Genomic DNA, 509 nt, shown 5'->3' on the forward strand with positions numbered 1-509 from the left:
AACGGCCGGGTGTATGATCCGTTGCGTTGTTTGGCACCCAATTTAGCAAACAATCGCGAACCTGTGAAAATTCCGCTGGAATTTTCAGAAAAGTGACAGGCCATAGCCATGGATCATACACATTGTTACGTGCTGTGCAGACCTAGGCCTTGCAAGTTGACATGGACCAAGATTCCAGCCATTTTTTTCATCGCTGAGGGCAGTGAAAGGCTTCGTCCAAAAGATAGCAAGATGGACAGCGACCATGTTGCGGCGACCAAAAAATGACGCCCGAAGAAGGTTAGAGAGTAACCGAGCCCTATGCGCCAGGCTGCTCGCCGTAAGGGTAAGTCCTTGGCAGGTAAGAAAAGGTCATTGATACATTTTTTGCGAGCTGCGACCCAAAAAAATGGCCCAGGGCGAAGGACGGCAAAGAGGCCCACAAAATTGGGGCGGGTAGGAGAGAAGATCATTGAAAATGCACAATGGGCCTGCCCGAAAGAATTATAAGTTAAGGCATTGCACGTAAC

The 509-nt window shown here is 49.1% G+C and carries 1 protein-coding gene; it reads right to left on the minus strand.

Annotated elements, in window-relative coordinates; translation table 11 throughout:
- Nucleotides 1-125 precede the first annotated feature (125 nt).
- Nucleotides 126-509 (minus strand): hypothetical protein (locus ACFQ1M_RS17675; protein ID WP_386410956.1); only part of this gene is annotated, 384 nt, incomplete at its 5' end.

The organism is Sungkyunkwania multivorans (assembly GCF_042675645.1).
GTDB lineage: Bacteria > Bacteroidota > Bacteroidia > Flavobacteriales > Flavobacteriaceae > Sungkyunkwania > Sungkyunkwania multivorans.